Consider the following 924-nt stretch of genomic DNA (forward strand, 5'->3'; position numbering starts at 1 on the left):
CGACGCTGATCGCCTGCCGCACCATTATCGGCAAGGGTGCGCCCACCAAGGCCGGCGGCCATGGCGTCCATGGCTCGCCGCTTGGCAAGGACGAGGCCCAGGCGACCAGGCTGGCGCTGAACTGGGCGCACCAGCCGTTCGAGCTGCCCGAGGCGACGCTTTCGGCCTGGCGCGAGGTCGGCAAGAAGGGAGCCCGCCTTCATGCCGAGTGGCGCGAGCGGTTGGCGGCCTCCAGCCATGGCGAGGACTTCCGCACCGCGATGGCGGCCAAGCCCTCGGATGCGGCCCGGCTGGCGATGCAGGCCTACAAGGCCAAGCTGGTCGAAGAGCAGCCGAACTGGGCGACGCGCAAGTCGTCCGAGGAGGCGCTCAAGGTCCTGACCGCCCAGATCCCGGAGCTGATCGGCGGCTCGGCGGACCTCACCGGCTCGAACAACACCAAGACCCCCTCGACCGTCTCGATCACGCCCGACGACCTGTCCGGCCGCTACATCCATTACGGCGTGCGCGAGCACGGCATGATGGCGGCGATGAACGGCATCGCCCTGCATGGCGGGCTGATCCCCTATGGCGGCACCTTCCTGGTGTTCACTGACTATTGCCGACCGTCGATCCGGCTGGCCGCACTGATGGGCATCCGCTCGATCATGGTCGGCACCCATGATTCGATCGGCCTTGGCGAGGACGGGCCGACCCACCAGCCGGTCGAGCATCTGGCGGCGCTCCGGGCGATCCCGAACCTGCTCGTGCTGCGCCCCGCCGATGCGGTCGAGACCGCGGAATGCTGGGAGATCGCGATCGACACGGTGAACAAGCCGTCGGTGCTGGCCCTGTCCCGGCAGAACCTGCCGGCTGTCCGCACCAGCGACAGCGCCGAGAATCTGTGCGCCAAGGGTGCCTATGTGCTAGCCGAGGCGTCGGGCG

The 924-nt window shown here is 68.9% G+C and carries 1 pseudogene; it reads left to right on the forward strand.

Annotated elements, in window-relative coordinates:
* Positions 1 to 924, forward strand: a pseudogene (locus EQG76_RS00785) (transketolase); the annotation flags it as partial.

It is taken from the genome of Geminicoccus flavidas, from assembly GCF_009806515.1.
Taxonomy (GTDB): domain Bacteria; phylum Pseudomonadota; class Alphaproteobacteria; order Geminicoccales; family Geminicoccaceae; genus Geminicoccus; species Geminicoccus flavidus.